We start from the raw sequence: 13,916 nt of genomic DNA on the forward strand, positions 1-13,916 counted from the left end.
CATGAACACTTTGCACAACCTCATCATCGTCGTACAGGTTCTGTCGGCGCTGGCCATCATCGGCCTGGTGCTGCTGCAGCACGGCAAGGGCGCCGACATGGGCGCGGCTTTTGGCTCCGGCGCCTCGGGCAGCCTGTTCGGCGCCAGCGGCTCGTCCAACTTCATGTCCAAGTCGACTGCCGTGGCCGCCGCGATCTTCTTCGCCGCCACCCTGGCGCTGTCGTCCATGGCCAGCAACCGCAGCATCAGCACCGGCGGCGGCGTGATGGACAAGATCACCGCGCCGGCGCCGACCAAGGGCGCCGCGGCGATTCCTGCCGCGGCACCGGCTGCGCCGAGCGCCGCTGAAGCGGCCGCGGCCGCAGGCGTGCCTGCGCCGGCCGCACCTGCTGCCTCGGCTCCGGCCGCACCGGCCGCTTCGGCACCGGCTGCGCCTGCGCCAGCGCCGCAAAAGTAATACCTGATATTCCCGGGGCGAGGATGCCCCGGATACTCTAGGGATTCAGTCAAGCTTTACCGTTTTCTTCTTGTTTTGCCGCAATACGCATTAACAAAGCAGTGAAATCACTGTAGAATAACGGGCTTAACGCCGACGTGGTGAAATTGGTAGACACGCTATCTTGAGGGGGTAGTGGCGAAAGCTGTACGAGTTCGAGTCTCGTCGTCGGCACCAAAGAAATAAAGAAAGCCAGCAGGTGCGTCTGGGCAGGGGAGTAAAACCCTCCGCCCGGGCCTAAGCTGGTTTTTTTACGAGGATGTGTCGTTTGATCCTGGTCTCAATGTTGATTGGGGTCGAGCGTTAAATGTACCGCAGGGTAGCGCGGTGCCTTCCTAACCGATCGTTCAACATTAAGCTCATCAATGAACCTCGAAAATTACTTCCCCGTTCTCTTATTCCTGCTCGTCGGCGTCGGTGTCGGCGTAGTTCCCCAGGTGCTCGGCCGTCTGCTCGGCCCACACAAGCCTGACGCGGCCAAATTGTCCCCCTACGAGTGCGGTTTCGAAGCCTTCGAAGACGCGCGCATGAAATTCGACGTACGATACTACCTCGTCGCAATTCTCTTTATTTTGTTCGATCTGGAAACGGCATTCTTCTTCCCATGGGGCGTCTCGATGCGCGAACTGGGCTGGCAGGGTTTCATTACGATGATGGTGTTCATCGCCGAATTCGTGGTCGGTTTTTGGTATATCTGGAAGAAAGGTGCCCTTGATTGGGAATAAGCCATGGCTATTGAAGGCGTATTAAACGAAGGTTTCATCACCACCACAGCCGACAAGCTGATCAACTGGGCGCGCACCGGGTCGATGTTCCCGATGACGTTCGGCCTGGCCTGCTGCGCGGTTGAAATGATGCACGTGGGCGCTGCCCGTTATGACCTGGACCGCTTCGGCATCGTGTTCCGTCCGTCGCCGCGCCAGTCCGACGTGATGATCGTGGCCGGCACGCTGTGCAACAAGATGGCGCCGGCACTGCGCAAGGTCTACGACCAGATGTCCGAGCCGCGCTGGGTCATCTCGATGGGCTCCTGCGCCAACGGCGGCGGCTACTATCACTATTCCTACTCCGTGGTGCGCGGTTGCGACCGCATCGTACCGGTGGACGTGTACGTGCCGGGCTGTCCGCCTACGGCCGAAGCGCTGCTGTACGGCATCCTGCAGTTGCAGAACAAGATCAAGCGTACCAACACGATCGCACGCTAAACGGGGCGCTTCAGAACTATGAGTACACAATTGGAAGTCTTGCAAAACGCCCTGGCTACGGCTTTGGGCGATCGCGTTACTACGGTAGTAGCGCTGGGTGAAATCACCGTGACCGTGAAAGCGGCCGATTACTACGCCGTCATGCAGACCCTGCGCGACGACGCGACGCTGCATTTCGAGCAGCTGATCGACCTGTGCGGCGTCGACTATTCGACCTATGGCGAAGGCACGTGGGACGGCCTGCGTTTCGCGGTCGTGTCGCACCTGCTGTCGGTCAAGCACAACTGGCGCGTGCGCGTGCGCGTGTTCGCGCCCGACGACGACATGCCGGTGGTGGCGTCCGTGATGCCGATCTGGCGTGCCGTGAACTGGTACGAGCGCGAAGCGTTCGACCTGCTGGGCATCCTGTTCGAAGGCCACAACGACCTGCGCCGCATCCTGACCGACTACGGCTTCGTGGGCCATCCGTTCCGCAAGGATTTCCCGGTCTCCGGCTATGTGGAAATGCGCTACGACGAAGCACAGAAGCGCGTGATCTACCAGCCTGTGACGATCGAGCCGCGCGAAAACGTGCCGCGCGTGATCCGCGAAGAAAACTACGGGATGAAATAATGGCTGAGATTAAGAATTACACCCTGAACTTTGGTCCGCAGCACCCGGCAGCGCACGGCGTGTTGCGCCTGGTGCTGGAGCTGGACGGCGAAGTGATCCAGCGCGCCGACCCGCATATCGGCCTGCTGCACCGCGGCACCGAGAAGCTGGCCGAGCAGAAGACCTACCTGCAGTCCGTGCCTTATATGGACCGCCTCGACTACGTGTCGATGATGTGCAACGAGCACGCTTACGTGATGGCGATCGAGAAGCTGCTGGGCGTGGAAGTGCCGCTGCGCGCGCAATACATCCGCGTCATGTTCGACGAGATGACGCGCCTGCTGAACCACCTGATGTGGCTGGGCGCGCACGCGCTGGACGTGGGCGCCATGGGTCCCTTCCTGTACGCCTTCCGCGACCGCGAAGACCTGTTCGACTGCTACGAAGCGGTATCGGGCGCGCGCATGCACGCGGCCTACTACCGTCCGGGCGGCGTGTACCGCGACCTGCCGGACGCCATGCCGCAGCACAAGGCTTCGCCGATCAAGTCGGCCAAGACCATCAAGGAACTGAACGACAACCGCCAGGGTTCGCTGCTCGACTTCATCGAAGACTTCACGCGCCGCTTCCCGACCTATGTCGACGAATACGAAACGCTGCTGACCGACAACCGTATCTGGAAACAGCGTACCGTGGGCATCGGCGTGGTCACGCCGGAAGACGCGCTGGCCATGGGCTTCACCGGCGCCATGCTGCGCGGCTCGGGCATCGAGTGGGACCTGCGCAAGCAGCAGCCGTACGAAGTGTACGACCTGATGGACTTCGACATCCCGGTGGGCACCAACGGCGACTGCTACGACCGCTACCTGGTGCGCGTGGAAGAGATGCGCCAGTCCAACCGCATCATCAAGCAGTGCGTGGAATGGCTGCGCAACAATCCGGGTCCGGTCATGTCCAGCAACCGCAAGGTGGCGCCGCCGTCGCGCGTGGACATGAAGACCAATATGGAATCGCTGATCCACCACTTCAAGCTGTTTACCGAAGGCTTCCATGTGCCGCCGGGCGAAGCATACGCTGCGGTGGAGCATCCGAAAGGCGAGTTCGGCATCTACCTGCTATCGGACGGCGCCAATAAACCATACCGCATGAAGCTGCGCGCGCCAGACTACGCCCACCTGCAGTCGCTGGACGAAATGGCGCGTGGCCACATGATTGCCGATGCCGTGACCATCATTGGTACACAGGACATCGTGTTCGGCAGTATTGACCGCTAAGTCCGAGAGGCGAAGAGAATGTTGTTATCAGAGCAGTGCTATAAAAAAATCGACCGCGAGCTGGCCAAGTATCCGGACGACCAGCGCCAGTCCGCCGTGATGGCCGCGCTGGCCCACGCCCAGGTTGAACTGGGCTGGGTCTCCACCGAAGTGATGCAGGAACTGGCCGACTACATCCGCATGCCGGCCATCGCCGTGCAGGAAGTGGCCACTTTCTACAATATGTACAACACCAAGCCGGTCGGCAAGCACAAGATCACCGTGTGCACCAACCTGCCGTGCGCCCTGTCGGGCGGCGAGCGCGCTGCGCACCACCTGAAGCAGAAGCTGGGCATCGATTACCGCGACACCACCGCCGACGGCGAATTCACGCTGATGGAAGGCGAATGTATGGGCGCCTGCGGCGACGCCCCGGTGCTGCTGGTAAACAACCACCGCATGTGCTCCTTCATGTCGAACGACAAGATCGATGCGCTCGTGGTTGAACTGAAGGAAGCTAACAAATGACCAGTCTGCACGACCGTCACATCAAGCCGCTGATCCTGAAGGATCTGAACGGCGACAACTGGCACCTGGCCGACTACGTCAAGCGTGGCGGCTACTCGGCCCTGCGCCGCATCCTGGAAGAGAAGATCGCGCCGGAAGCCATCATCGCCGACCTGAAGACCTCGGGCCTGCGCGGCCGCGGCGGCGCCGGTTTCCCGACCGGCCTGAAGTGGAGCTTCATGCCGCGCCAGTTCCCGGGCCAGAAGTACCTCGTCTGCAATACAGACGAAGGCGAACCGGGCACGTTCAAGGACCGCGACATCATGCGCTACAACCCGCATGCACTGATCGAGGGCATGGCCATCGGCGCCTACGCCATGGGCATCACGGTGGGCTACAACTACATCCACGGCGAAATCTTCGCCGAGTACCTGCGCTTTGAAGAAGCGCTGGAAGAGGCGCGCGCCGCCGGCTTCCTGGGCGACAAGATCATGGGTAGCGAGTTCAGCTTCCAGCTGCACGCGCACCACGGCTACGGCGCCTACATCTGCGGCGAGGAAACCGCGCTGCTCGAATCGCTGGAAGGCAAGAAAGGCCAGCCGCGCTTCAAGCCGCCGTTCCCGGCGTCGTTCGGCCTGTACGGCAAGCCGACCACCATCAACAACACGGAAACCTTCGCTGCCGTTCCCTTCATCCTGAACATGGGTGCGGAGAACTACCTGGCGCTGGGCAAGCCGAACAACGGCGGCACCAAGATCTTCTCGATCTCGGGCGACGTCGAGCGTCCGGGCAACTACGAAGTCCCGCTGGGCACGCCGTTCTCGACCTTCCTGGAGCTGGCCGGCGGCATGCGCGGCGGCAAGAAGATCAAGGCCGTCATTCCCGGCGGTTCGTCGGCGCCCGTAGTGCGCGGCGACCTGATGATGCAGACCGACCTGGACTATGACTCGATCGCCAAGGCCGGCTCCATGCTCGGTTCGGGCGCCATCATCGTCATGGACGAGACGCGCTGCATGGTCAAGGCGCTGGAACGGCTGGCCTACTTCTACTTCGAAGAATCGTGCGGCCAGTGCACCCCCTGCCGCGAAGGCACGGGCTGGATGTACCGCGTGGTCCACCGCATCGAGCACGGCCAGGGCCGTCCGGAAGATCTGGATCTGCTGAACTCGGTCGCCGACAACATCCAGGGCCGCACCATTTGCGCCCTGGGCGATGCCGCCGCGATGCCGGTACGCGCCTTCGTCAAGCAATTCCGCGAAGAATTTGAATATCACGTCGAGCACAAGCATTGCTTGGTGCCCGCTTACCTCTAAGCTGCGTAACGATCACCATGGTTGAAATCGAAATAGACGGCAAGAAAGTCGAAGTCCCTGCTGGTAGCATGGTGATGGACGCTGCCAACAAATTGGGAACCTACATCCCGCACTTCTGCTATCACAAGAAATTGTCGATCGCAGCGAACTGCCGCATGTGCCTGGTCGAAGTGGAAAAGGCGCCCAAGCCTTTGCCCGCTTGCGCCACGCCCGTGTCCGCCGGCATGATCGTGCGCTCGCACAGCGAAAAAGCGGTGCAGGCGCAAAAGTCCGTGATGGAATTCCTGCTGATTAACCACCCGCTGGACTGCCCGATCTGCGATCAGGGCGGCGAATGCCAGCTGCAGGACTTGGCCGTGGGCTACGGCAAGGGCGAGTCGCGCTACGCGGAGGAAAAGCGCGTGGTCGTGCCGAAGCAGGCCGGCCCGCTGGTGTCCATGCAGGAAATGGCGCGCTGCATCCAGTGCACCCGCTGCGTGCGTTTCGGCCAGGAAGTGGCCGGCGTGATGGAGCTGGGCATGGTCGGCCGCGGCGAGCACTCCGAGATCACCACCTTCGTCGGCGAAGCGGTCAGCTCCGAAATGTCGGGCAATATGATCGACCTGTGCCCGGTGGGCGCGCTGACGTCCAAGCCGTTCCGCTACAGCGCCCGTACCTGGGAACTGTCGCGCCGCAAATCGGTGTCCCCGCACGACTCGCTGGGCGCCAACCTGATCGTCCAGGTCAAGGGCGGCAAGGTCATGCGCGTGCTGCCGCTGGAAAACGACGCGGTCAACGAATGCTGGATCTCCGACAAGGACCGCTTCTCCTACGAGGCGCTGGACAGCGCCGAGCGCCTGACCCAGCCGATGCTGAAGCAGGGCGGCGAGTGGAAGGAAGTGGACTGGCAGACCGCGCTGGAATACGTGGCGCACGGCCTGAAGAACATCAAGCATGAACACGGCGCCGACGCGATCGCTTCCTACGCGACCCCGCACTCGACCACCGAAGAACTGCACCTGCTGCAAAAGCTGACCCGCGCGCTCGGTTCCGAGCACGTGGACTTCCGCCTGCGCCAGAGCGATTTCGCGCTGGACGGCGAAGTGACGCCATGGCTGGGCATGCCGATTGCCGACGTGACCGGCCTGCAGCGCGTGTTCGTCGTCGGCTCCTTCCTGCGCAAGGACCATCCGCTGCTGGCGACCCGCATCCGCGCCGCCGTCAAGTCGGGCGCCAAGCTGTCGGTGCTGAACGCGACCGCCGACGACAGCCTGATCACCGTGGCCAACCACATCACCGCCGCGCCGTCCGACTGGCTGGCCGCGCTGTCCGAAGTGGTGGCCGCTGTTGCCGCCGCCAAGGAAGTGGCTGCGCCGGCCGGCTTCGAAGGCATCAACGCTTCCGACGCCGCCAAGGGCATCGCCGCTTCGCTGCTGTCGGGCGAGCGCAAGGCTGTCTTCCTGGGCAACGCCGCCGCCGCGCATCCGCAAGCGTCCGCGCTGCACGCCGCCGCGCAGTGGATCGCCGAGCAGACCGGCGCCAAGCTGGGCTACCTGGTGGACGCCGCCAACACCGTGGGCGGCTACCTGGCCAAGGCCACCGCGAAGAACGCCGCGCCGGCCTTCTCCGCGCCGAAGAAAGCCTACGTGCTGCTGAACGCGGAACCGGAGCTGGACGCGGCCAACCCGCAAGCGGCCGCCGCCGCGCTGAAGCAAGCCGAAATGGTGGTGGTCATGTCCGCCTTCAAGCACGGCATGGACTACGCCGACGTGCTGCTGCCGATCGCGCCGTTCAGCGAAACCTCGGGCACCTTCGTCAACGCCGAAGGCCGCGCACAGAGCTTCAACGGCACCGTCAAGCCGCTGGCTGAAGCGCGTCCGGCCTGGAAAGTGCTGCGCGTGCTGGGCAATGTGCTGGGCCTGTCCGGTTTCGACTACGACACCTCGGAAGCGATCCGCGACGAGCTGTTCGGCAAGGGCGTGACCGACCTGTCGGCCAAGCTGAACAACGTGTCGAAGAAGGCCGTGGCCTCGGCCACCTTCGGTATCGCCGGCGCGCTCGAGCGCCTGGCCGACGTGCCTATCCACTTCGCCGACGCCATCGCACGCCGCTCCGGCCCGCTGCTGGCCACCATCGACGGCGCCGCCCCCGTGGCGCGCATCCCGGTGGCGACCGCCGCCGCGCTGGGCATCAAGTCCGGCGACAAGGTCAGTGTGACCCAGGGCAGCGGTTCGGCCGTGCTGGAAGCCGTGATCGACGCAGGCCTGGCGGCCAATGTGATCCGCGTGCCTGCCGCACACGAGTCGACCGCCAAGCTGGGCGCCATGTTCGGCGCCATCACCGTAGCCAAAGCAGGGGAGGCCAAGTAATGGCGCTGGAATTCGTCAACACCATCACCACCAACGGCTCGGCCCTGCTCGGCCCGCAAGTGTGGTTCTTCGTCTGGACCATGATCAAGCTGCTGTGCGTGCTGCTGCCGCTGATGGGCCTGGTCGCCTACGCCACCCTGTGGGAGCGCAAGCTGATCGGCTGGATCCAGATCCGTATCGGTCCTAACCGTGTCGGCCCGGCCGGCCTGCTGCAGCCGATCGCCGACGCGCTGAAACTGCTGCTCAAGGAAATCGTGATCCCGACCAAGGCCGCCAAGGGCTTGTTCGTGATCGGTCCCGTGATGACCATCATGCCGGCGCTGGCCGCCTGGTCGGTGGTGCCCTTCGGTCCGGAAGCCGTGCTGGCCAACGTGAACGCCGGCCTGCTGCTGCTGATGGCCGTGACCTCGATGGAAGTGTACGGCGTGATCATCGCCGGCTGGGCATCGAACTCGAAGTTCTCCTTCCTGGGCGCGATGCGCGCCTCGGCGCAGATGATCTCCTACGAAATCCCGATGGGCTTCGTGCTGGTGGTGATCCTGATGGTGTCCGGTTCGCTGAACTTCATCGACATCGTGGGCATGCAGGGCAGGGGCCAGATGGTCGACGCCGGCCTGAACTTCCTGTCCTGGAACTGGCTGCCGCTGCTGCCGCTGTTCGTGATCTACCTGACCTCCGGCCTGGCCGAGACCAACCGCCACCCGTTCGACGTGGTGGAAGGCGAGTCGGAAATCGTGGCCGGCCACATGGTGGAATACTCGGGCATGTCGTACGCCATGTTCATGCTGGCCGAATACGCCAACATGATCCTGGTCGGCGTGCTGGCATCGATCATGTTCCTGGGCGGCTGGGCTGCACCGTTCAAGTTCCTGGAATTCGGCGGCGGTTTCGGCGGCTTCTTCTGGCTGTTCGTGAAGACCTTCGCCATCGTGTCGATCTTCATCTGGGTGCGCGGTACTTTCCCACGCTACCGCTATGACCAGATCATGCGCCTGGGCTGGAAAGTGTTCATCCCTCTGACCCTGGTCTGGCTGGTGCTGGTTGCCGGCGTGATGCAGACGTCCTGGAATATTTGGAAGTAAGGAAGCAACATGGAAAAAGTTAAAGACTTCTTCGGCAGCCTGATGCTGTCGGAACTGATCAAAGGCATGGCCCTGACGGGCAAGTACATGTTCGCGCGCAAGATCACGGTGCAGTACCCGGAAGAGAAGACGCCGATGTCGCCGCGCTTCCGCGGCCTGCACGCGCTGCGCCGCTACCCGAACGGGGAAGAGCGCTGCATCGCCTGCAAACTGTGCGAAGCGGTGTGCCCGGCGATGGCCATCACGATCGAATCGGAACAGCGCGACGACGGCTCGCGCCGCACCACGCGCTACGACATCGACCTGACCAAGTGCATCTTCTGCGGCTTCTGCGAGGAATCCTGCCCGGTGGACTCCATCGTGGAAACCCACGTGCTGGAATACCACGGCGAGAAGCGCGGCGATCTGTACTACACCAAAGAGATGCTGCTGGCAGTGGGCGACCGCTACGAAGCGGACATCGCCGCCAACCGCGAAGCGGATGCAGCGTACCGCTGATCGCCACCGATACTGATCTGGACTACAAATGGACTTTACAACCGTTTTATTCTACGTGTTCTCCGCCATCCTGGTGCTGGCGTCGATCCGCGTAATCACGGCCCCGAACCCGGTTCAGGCCGCGCTGTTCCTGGTGCTGGCCTTCTTCCAGGCCGCGGGCATCTGGATGCTGCTGAAAGCTGAATTCCTCTCCATCGTGCTGGTGCTGGTGTACGTCGGCGCCGTGATGGTGCTGTTCTTGTTCGTGGTGATGATGCTCGACATCCACGTGGCCAAGATGCGCGAAGGCTTCTGGGGCTACCTGCCGGTGGCCGCCGTGATCGGCGGCATCATCGTGCTGGAAATGGCCTCGGTGATCTGGCGCTCGTTCGGCATCAACGGCGCAGCCGCGCCGGAAGCGGCCGGCACCATCGGCTCGACCAAGGCGCTGGGCATGCTGATCTACACCGAGTACATCTACGCCTTCGAGATCGCCGCAGCCGTGCTGCTGGTGGCCATCATCGCCGCCGTGGCGCTGACCCTGCGCAAGCGCAAGGACATCAAGTACTTCGATCCTGCTGACGCCGTACGCGTCAAGCGCAACGACCGCCTGCGCATCGTCAAGATGAAGGCGACCGCCCGCGACGCGGCAACGACTGAAGCAACGAAGGAGGCGCAATGACTTTATCTCTGGCTCACTACCTGGTCCTGGGCGCGATCCTGTTCGCGATCTCGATCGTCGGTATTTTCCTGAACCGCAAGAACATCATCGTCCTGCTGATGGCCATCGAACTGATGCTGCTGGCAGTGAACATGAACTTCATCGCCTTCTCGCACTACCTGGGCGACGCGGCCGGTCAGATCTTCGTCTTCTTCATTCTGACCGTGGCGGCTGCCGAATCGGCAATCGGCCTGGCGATCCTGGTGGTGATGTTCCGTAACCTGGACACCATCAACGTGGAAGACCTGGACAGCCTCAAAGGCTGAGTTAACAACCTCGAATAATAAACATTAAGGTTCATCATGACGGGGCTTAACCCTAACCTCCTTTTGGCTGTACCGCTGGCTCCGCTGGCAGGCTCAGCAATTGCGGGCCTGCTTGGCACGAAATTCTTCGGCAACGTAGTTGGCCGTAAAGTGGCAACCACCGCGACCATCCTGGGCGTGCTGATTGCTTTCATTATCTCCTTCCAGACCCTGCTCGCAGTGCTGGACGGCGCATCCTATAACGGCGATGTGTACCGCTGGATGACCGTGGCCGGCGTGAAGCTGGCGGTCGGTTTCCAGATCGACGCCCTGACGGCGATGATGATGAACGTGGTGACCTTCGTGTCGCTGATGGTGCACATCTACACCATCGGCTATATGAAGGACGATGAAGGCTACAACCGCTTCTTCTCCTACATCTCGCTGTTCACGTTCTCGATGCTGATGCTGGTCATGTCCAACAACTTCCTGCAGCTGTTCTTCGGCTGGGAAGCAGTGGGCCTGGTTTCCTACCTGCTGATCGGTTTCTGGTACACCCGTCCGACCGCGATCTTCGCCAACATGAAGGCCTTCCTGGTCAACCGCGTGGGCGACTTCGGCTTCATCCTGGGCATCGGCCTGCTGCTGGCCTACGCCGGCTCCATGGACTACCAGGAAGTGTTCGCCAAGAAGGAAGCGCTGGCACAGCTGCACCTGCCGGGCACCGGCTGGATGCTGCTGACCGTGGCCTGTATCTGCCTGTTCATCGGCGCCATGGGCAAATCGGCCCAGTTCCCGCTGCACGTGTGGCTGCCGGACTCGATGGAAGGCCCGACCCCGATCTCCGCGCTGATCCACGCCGCCACCATGGTGACGGCCGGCATCTTCATGGTGACCCGCATGTCGCCGCTGTTCGAGCTGTCCGACACCGCGCTGTCCTTCGTGCTGGTGATCGGTTCGATTACCGCGCTGTTCATGGGCTTCCTGGGCATCATCCAGAACGACATCAAGCGCGTGGTGGCGTACTCCACGCTGTCGCAGCTGGGCTACATGACCGTGGCGCTGGGCGCGTCGGCCTACTCGGTGGCCGTGTTCCACCTGATGACGCACGCGTTCTTCAAGGCACTGCTGTTCCTGGGCGCCGGTTCGGTCATCATCGGCATGCACCACGACCAGGACATCCGCAACATGGGCGGCCTGCGCAAATACATGCCGATCACCTGGATCACCTCGCTGCTGGGTTCCCTGGCGCTGATCGGCACGCCGCTGTTCTCGGGCTTCTACTCGAAGGATTCGATCATCGAAGCCGTGCATGAAACCCATATCTGGGGTGCGGGCTTCGCCAACTTCGCCGTGCTGGCCGGCGTGTTCGTGACCGCGTTCTACTCGTTCCGCATGTACTTCCTGGTGTTCCACGGCGAAGAGCGTTTCGGCAAGGCGCATGCGCACGACGCGCACGACGCCCACGCGCACGACAAGCATGCCGCTCCGGCGCATGACTCGGACGCGCACCACGAAGAGGAAGAAGACGATCACGGCCACCACGGCCTGGCTCCGGGCGAGAAACCGCACGAGTCGCCGTTCGTGGTCTGGTTCCCGCTGGTGATGCTGGCCATCCCGTCGGTGCTGATCGGCTACTTCACCATCGCCCCTATGCTGCACGGCGACTTCTTCAAGGGCGTCATCACCATCGGTGAAAACCACGAGGCGATGAAGATCCTGGGCGAAGAGTTCCACGGCCCGATGGCCATGGCGCTGCACTCGCTGACTTCGCTGCCGCTGTGGCTGGCGATCGCCGGTGTCGCCACCGCGTACTACTGCTACATGGTGAACCCGCGTGTACCGGCATGGTTCTACGCCAAGTTCAAGGCGCTGCACACCCTGCTGGACAACAAGTACTACATGGACAAGTTCAACCAGGCAGTGTTCGCCGGCGGCGCGCGCGTGCTGGGCAACGGCTTGTGGCAAGTGGGCGACCGTACCCTGATCGACGGCCTGGTGGTAAACGGCAGTGCCAAAGTGGTGGCGTGGTTCTCCTCGCTGACCCGTCTGGCGCAGACCGGCTACATCTACCACTATGCGTTCGTGATGATCCTGGGCATTGTCGGTTTCCTGGTCTACTTCCTGCCGTTTTGGCACGCTTAACAGCTGACACGCAAAGAGAAAAAAGATGCAGTCAACAATGAATAATCTTACTCCCTACCTGAGCCTCTCGATCTGGCTGCCGATACTGGCAGGCCTGATCGTGCTGGCCATCGGCCGCGACTCGCGCGCCGGCCTGGTGCGCGTGCTGGCCCTGATCGGTTCCATCGTCTCGCTGCTGCCGACGCTGCCGCTGATTTCGCACTTCGACAACGCCGCTCACGGCATGCAGTTCGTCGAGAAATCGCCGTGGATCGACCGCTTCAACATCTTCTACGCGCTGGGCATCGACGGCCTGTCGCTGTGGTTCGTGCCGCTGACCGCCTTCATCACCATCATCGTGGTGATCTCGGCCTGGGAAGTGATCCAGGAACGCGTGGCCCAGTACATGGGCGCCTTCCTGATCCTGTCCGGCCTGATGATCGGCGTGTTCACGTCCACCGACGGCCTGCTGTTCTACTTCTTCTTCGAAGCCACGCTGATCCCGATGTACATCATCATCGGCGTGTGGGGCGGCGCGAACCGCATTTACGCGTCGTTCAAGTTCTTCCTGTACACCTTCTTCGGCTCGCTGCTGACGCTGGTGGCCATCATCTACCTGTACAACAAGACCGGCAGCTTCAACATCCTCGACTGGCACCAGGCCAAGCTGTCGATGAAAGAGCAGGTCCTGATCTTCTTCGCCTTCTTCATGGCCTTCGCCGTGAAGGTGCCGATGTTCCCGGTCCACACCTGGCTGCCGGACGTCCACGTGGAAGCGCCGACCGGCGGTTCCGCCGTGCTGGCCGCCATCATGCTGAAGCTGGGCGCCTACGGCTTCCTGCGTTTCTCGCTGCCTATCGTGCCGGACGCTTCGCGTGAACTGGCCTGGTTCGTGATCGGCCTGTCGCTGATCGCCGTGGTCTACATCGGCCTGGTGGCACTGGTGCAGAAGGACATGAAAAAGCTGGTCGCCTACTCGTCGATCGCGCACATGGGCTTCGTCACCCTGGGCTTCTTCATGTTCAACGACATGTCGGTGCAGGGCGGCATCGTGCAGATGATCTCGCACGGCTTCATCTCCGGCGCCATGTTCCTGTGCATCGGCGTGCTGTATGACCGCGCCCACTCGCGCAACATCGCCGACTACGGCGGCGTGGTCAACAAGATGCCGAAATTCGCAGCCTTCTTCATCCTGTTCTCGATGGCCAACTGCGGCCTGCCGGCGACCTCCGGTTTCGTCGGCGAGTTCATGGTGATCCTGGGCGCGGTGCAGTTCAACTTCGTCACCGGCATCGTGGCCGCATCGGCCCTGATCTGGGGCGCGGCGTACTCGCTGTGGATGGCCAAGCGCGTGATCTTCGGCAAAGTGACGAATCACCACGTGGCTGAACTGACCGACATCAACGGCCGCGAGTTCCTGATGCTGGGCGTCCTGGCGATCGCCGTGCTGGTGATGGGTCTGTACCCAGCGCCGTTCACCGACACGATGCAAACCTCGGTTGCCGACCTGCTCAAGCACGTCGCCCAGACCAAGCTGCCATAAGAAATAACGGG

At 62.3% G+C, this 13,916-nt stretch carries 14 protein-coding genes and 1 tRNA gene; all 15 read left to right on the forward strand.

From position 1 onward, the window contains the following. Window position 1 precedes the first annotated feature (1 nt). The 15 genes from secG (at window position 2) to ACFJI2_RS05220 (ending at window position 13,905) form a co-directional block, all read left to right on the forward strand. Complete coding sequence (gene secG, locus ACFJI2_RS05150) at window positions 2–457, forward strand: preprotein translocase subunit SecG (protein ID WP_377704035.1); 456 nt, start codon at window positions 2–4, stop codon at window positions 455–457. A 131-nt stretch (window positions 458–588) separates the two neighbouring features. Continuing rightward, window positions 589–673 (forward strand) — tRNA-Leu (locus ACFJI2_RS05155). Between the two features lie 188 nt (window positions 674–861). Beyond that, window positions 862–1,221 carry an NADH-quinone oxidoreductase subunit A gene (ndhC, locus tag ACFJI2_RS05160; RefSeq protein WP_056397304.1) on the forward strand — a complete coding sequence of 120 codons (360 nt, stop codon included), beginning with the start codon at window positions 862–864 and terminating at the stop codon, window positions 1,219–1,221. 3 nt (window positions 1,222–1,224) lie between these two features. Continuing rightward, window positions 1,225–1,701, forward strand: a complete 477-nt coding sequence (locus tag ACFJI2_RS05165; protein WP_056397301.1) for an NADH-quinone oxidoreductase subunit B family protein — start codon at window positions 1,225–1,227, stop codon at window positions 1,699–1,701. Window positions 1,702–1,719: 18 nt separating this feature from the next. After that, entirely contained in the window at window positions 1,720–2,313 is a 594-nt protein-coding gene (locus ACFJI2_RS05170) for an NADH-quinone oxidoreductase subunit C (protein WP_377704037.1), read from the forward strand. Then, the gene (locus ACFJI2_RS05175; protein ID WP_107874899.1) at window positions 2,313–3,566 is read left to right on the forward strand and encodes an NADH-quinone oxidoreductase subunit D; all 1,254 of its coding nucleotides are present in this window, start codon (window positions 2,313–2,315) and stop codon (window positions 3,564–3,566) included. The genes ACFJI2_RS05170 and ACFJI2_RS05175 overlap by 1 nt, the downstream gene beginning before the upstream one ends. A gap of 18 nt (window positions 3,567–3,584) precedes the next feature. Next, complete coding sequence (gene nuoE / locus ACFJI2_RS05180) at window positions 3,585–4,073, forward strand: NADH-quinone oxidoreductase subunit NuoE (RefSeq protein WP_107874902.1); 489 nt, start codon at window positions 3,585–3,587, stop codon at window positions 4,071–4,073. After that, entirely contained in the window at window positions 4,070–5,365 is a 1,296-nt protein-coding gene (gene nuoF / locus ACFJI2_RS05185; RefSeq protein ID WP_377704038.1) for an NADH-quinone oxidoreductase subunit NuoF, read from the forward strand. The genes nuoE and nuoF overlap by 4 nt, the downstream gene beginning before the upstream one ends. 17 nt (window positions 5,366–5,382) lie before the next feature. Beyond that, a complete protein-coding gene (gene nuoG, locus ACFJI2_RS05190) occupies window positions 5,383–7,713 on the forward strand; it encodes an NADH-quinone oxidoreductase subunit NuoG (RefSeq protein WP_377704039.1) in 2,331 nt (776 codons plus the stop codon). Continuing rightward, window positions 7,713–8,795: an NADH-quinone oxidoreductase subunit NuoH gene (nuoH, locus tag ACFJI2_RS05195; protein WP_377704040.1), complete on the forward strand. Its 1,083-nt coding sequence runs from the start codon at window positions 7,713–7,715 to the stop codon at window positions 8,793–8,795. The genes nuoG and nuoH overlap by 1 nt, the downstream gene beginning before the upstream one ends. Window positions 8,796–8,804: 9 nt before the next feature. Next, a complete protein-coding gene (gene nuoI / locus ACFJI2_RS05200; protein WP_056397264.1) occupies window positions 8,805–9,293 on the forward strand; it encodes an NADH-quinone oxidoreductase subunit NuoI in 489 nt (162 codons plus the stop codon). A gap of 28 nt (window positions 9,294–9,321) precedes the next feature. Next, window positions 9,322–9,954, forward strand: a complete 633-nt coding sequence (locus ACFJI2_RS05205) for an NADH-quinone oxidoreductase subunit J (RefSeq protein ID WP_377704041.1) — start codon at window positions 9,322–9,324, stop codon at window positions 9,952–9,954. Continuing rightward, window positions 9,951–10,259 carry an NADH-quinone oxidoreductase subunit NuoK gene (gene nuoK / locus ACFJI2_RS05210; protein ID WP_008450334.1) on the forward strand — a complete coding sequence of 103 codons (309 nt, stop codon included), beginning with the start codon at window positions 9,951–9,953 and terminating at the stop codon, window positions 10,257–10,259. The genes ACFJI2_RS05205 and nuoK overlap by 4 nt, the downstream gene beginning before the upstream one ends. Before the next feature lie 36 nt (window positions 10,260–10,295). Beyond that, window positions 10,296–12,383 (forward strand): NADH-quinone oxidoreductase subunit L, encoded by a 2,088-nt coding sequence (gene nuoL, locus ACFJI2_RS05215; RefSeq protein WP_377704042.1) that lies wholly within the window; start codon window positions 10,296–10,298, stop codon window positions 12,381–12,383. Window positions 12,384–12,420: 37 nt separating this feature from the next. Then, window positions 12,421–13,905, forward strand: coding sequence for an NADH-quinone oxidoreductase subunit M (locus tag ACFJI2_RS05220; protein WP_377704044.1), 1,485 nt, complete (start codon window positions 12,421–12,423; stop codon window positions 13,903–13,905). The last annotated feature ends 11 nt before the right edge of the window (window positions 13,906–13,916 follow it).

Origin of the sequence: Pseudoduganella sp. UC29_71 (genome assembly GCF_042693265.1) — a bacterium.
Taxonomy (GTDB): Bacteria; Pseudomonadota; Gammaproteobacteria; order Burkholderiales; family Burkholderiaceae_D; genus Rugamonas.